At 49.5% G+C, this 5,565-nt stretch carries 4 protein-coding genes and 1 riboswitch; of the genes, 2 read left to right on the forward strand and 2 right to left on the reverse strand.

Annotated elements, in window-relative coordinates; all coding sequences use genetic code 11:
• Positions 1-118: 118 nt before the first annotated feature.
• Positions 119-1,768, reverse strand: a complete 1,650-nt coding sequence (gene pgi / locus EA14781_RS21570) for a glucose-6-phosphate isomerase (protein WP_000790003.1) — start codon at positions 1,766-1,768, stop codon at positions 119-121.
• Between the two features lie 322 nt (positions 1,769-2,090).
• A riboswitch (Lysine riboswitch) is annotated at positions 2,091-2,287 on the forward strand.
• Between the two features lie 90 nt (positions 2,288-2,377).
• On the opposite strand from pgi, the gene lysC reads away from it, so the two are divergent.
• Positions 2,378-3,727, forward strand: a complete 1,350-nt coding sequence (gene lysC, locus EA14781_RS21575; protein WP_001289612.1) for a lysine-sensitive aspartokinase 3 — start codon at positions 2,378-2,380, stop codon at positions 3,725-3,727.
• Positions 3,728-4,059: 332 nt separating this feature from the next.
• The gene (locus EA14781_RS21580) at positions 4,060-4,332 is read left to right on the forward strand and encodes a YjbD family protein (protein WP_001207638.1); all 273 of its coding nucleotides are present in this window, start codon (positions 4,060-4,062) and stop codon (positions 4,330-4,332) included.
• Here EA14781_RS21580 and rluF read toward each other — a convergent pair whose 3' ends face one another.
• Entirely contained in the window at positions 4,333-5,205 is an 873-nt protein-coding gene (gene rluF / locus EA14781_RS21585; protein ID WP_000936390.1) for a 23S rRNA pseudouridine(2604) synthase RluF, read from the reverse strand.
• Positions 5,206-5,565: the final 360 nt, after the last annotated feature.

The raw sequence follows: 5,565 nt of genomic DNA on the forward strand, positions 1-5,565 counted from the left end.
CACCTAAATCTGCCCGTAAAAGCTATTGCCAGAACTCATTATTTTTTATTTATCGACAAGAAAATTTAAATAAAAAAATGCCGACATAACGTCGGCATTTTTACAGAAGGTTATTTAATTAACCGCGCCAGGCTTTATAACGGTTAATCAAGCCATTAGTCGAGCTGTCGTGGCTGCTGATGGCTTTATCATCTTTCAGCTCCGGCAGAATACGATTAGCCAGTTGTTTACCCAGCTCAACGCCCCACTGGTCGAAGGTGAAGATATTCAGGATAACGCCCTGAGTAAAGATTTTGTGCTCATACAGCGCAATCAACGCACCGAGGCTGAACGGAGTGATTTCGCGCAGCAGAATAGAGTTGGTTGGACGGTTGCCTTCGAACACTTTGAACGGCACCACGTAGTCAAGCGTTGCCGGATCTTTACCCTGATCGCGATATTCCTGCTCAACCACTTCGCGGGATTTACCAAACGCCAGTGCTTCAGTCTGAGCAAAGAAGTTAGACAGCAGTTTCTGGTGGTGGTCAGAGAGTGGGTTATGAGTGATAGCCGGGGCGATGAAATCGCACGGCACCATTTTGGTTCCCTGGTGGATCAGCTGATAGAACGCGTGCTGACCGTTAGTACCTGGCTCACCCCAGATAATCGGACCAGTCTGGTAATCCACTACATTACCGTTACGGTCAACGTACTTACCGTTGGACTCCATATTGCCCTGCTGGAAGTACGCCGCGAAACGGTGCATATACTGGTCATACGGCAGAATCGCTTCAGTTTCCGCACCAAAGAAATTGTTGTACCAGATGCCGATCAGCGCCAGCAGTACAGGCAGGTTCTTCTCCGCCGACGTGGTGGAGAAGTGCTTGTCCATGGCGTGTGCGCCGGAAAGCAGTTCAATAAAGTTATCAAAACCAATGGAGAGAACAATCGACAGGCCAATCGCAGACCACAGAGAGTAGCGACCACCGACCCAGTCCCAGAACTCGAACATGTTGGCAGTATCAATACCAAACTCGCCGACGGCTTTCGCATTGGTGGAGAGCGCCGCAAAGTGTTTCGCAACGTGTTTCTCATCACCTGCGGCTTTCAGGAACCAATCACGCGCGCTGTGGGCGTTGGTCATGGTTTCCTGAGTGGTGAAAGTTTTAGAGGCTACCAGGAACAGAGTCGTTTCCGGGTTTACTTTTTTCAACACTTCCGCGATGTGAGTCCCATCGACATTAGAAACAAAGTGCATGTTCAGGTGATTTTTGTACGGGCGCAGCGCTTCAGTCACCATGTACGGACCAAGGTCAGAACCGCCGATACCGATGTTCACCACGTCAGTGATTGCTTTGCCGGTATAGCCTTTCCACTCACCAGAAATAATCGCTTCCGAGAAGGTTTTCATCTTCTCGAGCACGGCGTTGACTTCCGGCATCACATCTTTGCCATCAACCAGAATCGGAGTATTGCTACGGTTACGCAACGCGACGTGCAGCACAGCGCGGTTTTCGGTGCGGTTGATCTTCTCACCAGAGAACATCGACTTAATCGCGCCCGTCAGATCGCACTCTTTCGCCAGATCTTGTAATTTCGCCAGCGTCTCTTCAGTAATGCGGTTTTTGGAATAATCCACCAGCATCTGATCGTCGAAAGTTGCGGAGAACTTAGAAAAACGATCGCCGTCTTTAGCAAAAAGATCGGCGATCGTAACGTCTTTCATTTCATCGAAGTGTTTCTGTAGTGCCTGCCAGGCAGCGGTCTGCGTCGGATTAATGTTTTTCATTAGCAATACTCTTCTGATTTGAGAATTGTGACTGTGGAAGATTGTAGCGCCAGTCTCAGAAAAATGTGATTGTTTTAGTGCCGTTAGCGTTATGTTGAGTGTAAACCCTTAGCGCGGTGAAGCTTTTATTAGCTCAACTACTGACCGCCAGAAGTGAATGAAAAATCCGCATGACCCCATCGTTGACAACCGCCACGCTCACCCTTTATTTATAACTGTACAGCCTGCGCTTGCGCAGGTTTGTATTACCAAAACATTTTGCGCCACAGCAAAGCGGCAAGTGAATGACGCCAGTGACGCGGTTGCGCGAAAAGCAAAGGTAATAGCCAGAAGAGGTGCGTTGCCCAGGTAACGGTGTTGGAGGAACCAGTCCTGTGATAACACCTGAGGGGGAGCATCGCCAAGGTGATTGAACGGCTGGTTACGTTCATCATCGGCTACAGGAGCTGAATCCCCTGGGCTGTCACCAGAAACGTTCGCAGTCGGGCGTTTCGCAAGTGGTGGAGCACTTCTGGGTGAAAATAGTAGCGTTTATCGCTCTGCGCCCACCCGTCTTCCGCTCTTCCCTTGTGCCAAGGCTGAAAATGGATCCCCTGACACGAGGTAGTTATGTCTGAAATTATTGTTTCCAAATTTGGCGGTACTAGCGTAGCTGATTTTGACGCTATGAACCGTAGCGCTGACATTGTGCTTTCTGATACCAATGTGCGTTTAGTCGTCCTCTCGGCGTCTGCCGGAATCACCAATCTTCTGGTCGAGTTGGCTGAAGGGTTGGAGCCTGCCGAGCGATTCGAAAAACTCGATGCCATTCGTAATATTCAGTTCGCCATTCTGGAACGTCTGCGTTACCCGAATGTCATTCGAGAAGAGATTGAACGTCTGCTGGAGAATATTACTGTTCTGGCAGAAGCCGCGGCGCTGGCAACGTCTCCGGCGCTAACGGATGAGCTGGTCAGCCACGGCGAATTAATGTCCACGCTACTATTTGTTGAAATCCTGCGTGAACGCGAAGTTCAGGCGCAGTGGTTTGATGTGCGTAAAGTGATGCGTACCAACGATCGTTTTGGTCGTGCGGAGCCAGATGTTGCCGCGCTGGCAGAACTTGCAACGCAACAACTTATCCCACGTCTCAACGAAGGCTTAGTGATCACCCAGGGATTTATCGGTAGCGAAAGTAAAGGTCGCACTACGACACTGGGGCGCGGCGGTAGTGATTACACAGCAGCGCTATTAGCAGAAGCGCTCAACGCTGCTCGCGTCGACATCTGGACTGATGTCCCCGGCATTTACACTACCGATCCACGCGTGGTGCCAGAGGCCAGACGCATTGATGAAATCGCCTTTTCAGAAGCCGCCGAAATGGCGACCTTTGGCGCGAAAGTGCTGCATCCAGCGACATTACTACCCGCCGTACGCAGTGATATTCCGGTGTTTGTCGGCTCCAGCAAAGATCCTCGCGCTGGTGGTACTCTGGTATGCAATAAAACCGAAAATCCGCCACTGTTCCGTGCACTGGCCCTGCGCCGTAAACAAACGCTATTAACTTTGCATAGCCTGAATATGCTGCATTCCCGTGGTTTTCTCGCAGAGGTTTTCGGCATCCTCGCGCGGCATAATATTTCGGTGGATCTCATCACGACCTCCGAAGTGAGCGTTGCGTTAACTCTCGACACCACCGGCTCGACCTCCACCGGCGACACATTACTGACGCAATCCCTGCTGATAGAACTTTCGGCATTGTGCCGGGTAGAAGTGGAAGAAGGCCTTGCACTGGTGGCGCTGATTGGTAATAACCTGTTAAAAGCCTGCGGCGTCGGCAAAGAAGTGTTCGGCGTGCTGGAACCGTTCAACATCCGCATGATCTGCTACGGCGCTTCCAGCCATAACTTGTGCTTCCTGGTGCCTGGCGCTGATGCAGAGCAGGTTGTGCAGAAGTTACATAGCAATTTGTTTGAGTAAAAGCAGTACGGCCCGGATGATACCTCCCGGGCCGTCTTTGTTTCTCTGTCACTGCCACCATCAATACTCGCTCCGGGCCCTGACATCTCCCCCTACACTCCAGCCGCTTTCCTCTTACACCGAAGAAATGTTGTGGCTTCTAACGTTTCCAGTTCTTTTAAACACAACATGGCTGGACTATTTTCTATGGCCTTAGCGATATTCAACAACGATGTGTAGCGGCAAGATTAACTCACTAATTAACCTTATCTTTTGTGTATTGCAGATCGAGCGCTATCCGCCTGTTCCGTATTCCCGTACACTGACCTCTCTGGCTAACTGAGGGCACCATCATGGCACTCCCCCGCATTACCCAAAAAGAGATGACTGAGCGCGAACAACGCGAACTGAAGACGCTACTGGATCGGGCGCGTATTGCGCATGGTCGCGTGTTGACCAACTCGGAAACCAACAGCATTAAAAAAGAGTACATTGATAAGCTGATGGTTGAACGAGAAGCGGAAGCGAAAAAAGCCCGCCAGTTGAAGAAAAAGCAGGCTTATAAACCAGATCCCGAGGCGTCATTTAGCTGGTCAGCAAATACGTCGACGCGTGGCAGACGCTAATTAACGCCCTTTCTTTTTACGCCCCGGCGAGGTGAAACGTTTACCATTTGACGCCGGGCGACTACCTTTTTCCGCCGTTTTTTCCATCTTCACCACCGGGCGCTTGATACCTGTCGTTTTCGGTTTAGCCTTTGCTTTGGGCTTCGTCCCGGAAGATGAATTTTCAATGAGCTTAAAGAGCTCGATGAGTTCGTCGTCAGTTAAATCGCGCCACTCCCCCAACGGAATACCGCTTAAGCTGACGTTCATAATGCGTGTACGTTCCAGCTTTTTCACTTCATAGCCAAAGTATTCGCACATGCGACGGATCTGCCGATTCAACCCCTGTACCAGCGTAATGCGAAAGACAAACGGCGCTTCTTTTTTTACTTTGCACTTTTTAGTTACCGTACCGAGGATCGGTACACCTGCCGCCATGCCGGTGACAAACTCATCTGTCACCGGTTTATCCACCGTCACCAGATACTCTTTTTCATGATCGTTTCCGGCACGCAGGATCTTATTGACCAGATCGCCGTGGTTAGTGAGGAAAATCAGCCCCTGAGAATCTTTATCCAGACGACCAATCGGGAACACGCGTTTGCTATGGTTGACGAAATCGACAATGTTGTCGCGCTCACCATCTTCGGTGGTGCTGACAATGCCCACAGGCTTGTTCAGGGCGATAAGCACCAAATCTTCGGCTTCCCGTGGCTCAATCAACTGACCGTTTACTTTTACAACGTCGCCGGGATTTACCTGATCGCCAATGGTGGCACGCTTGCCATTAAGGAACACATTGCCTTGCTCGATATAGCGATCCGCTTCGCGGCGTGAGCAAATTCCGCTTTCGCTGATGTATTTATTTAAACGGACTGATGAGTCGGGCAGCATAAATTCTCCTGTAAACCGCGGAATATACTCCGACTCAGACTCAGGAAAAACAGCGATTCGCCATAATGATGAAATTAATTGTGATCCGACACACTTTTCTACACAAAATTCCACAACGATAGTTCCTGTTGGAACCTCCATAAATATACATAAATATCAATAAATTAAATATCGATGCACATCTGTGCTTAGCTGCAACATGCACAAAATCAAATGTGCATAATTAACCCCACATTTTTTACAGATAAATAGTGAAAAATTCTTTTGAAACGCCTTATTGATGAGGTTATATCAGATCAAGCGGCAAAAAATGAGATTTGCACAAATGTGCACGAGGCCAAAATGGCGGTGGATAATGGT

The sequence above is a fragment of the Escherichia albertii NBRC 107761 = DSM 17582 genome, assembly GCF_000759775.1.
GTDB lineage: Bacteria > Pseudomonadota > Gammaproteobacteria > Enterobacterales > Enterobacteriaceae > Escherichia > Escherichia albertii.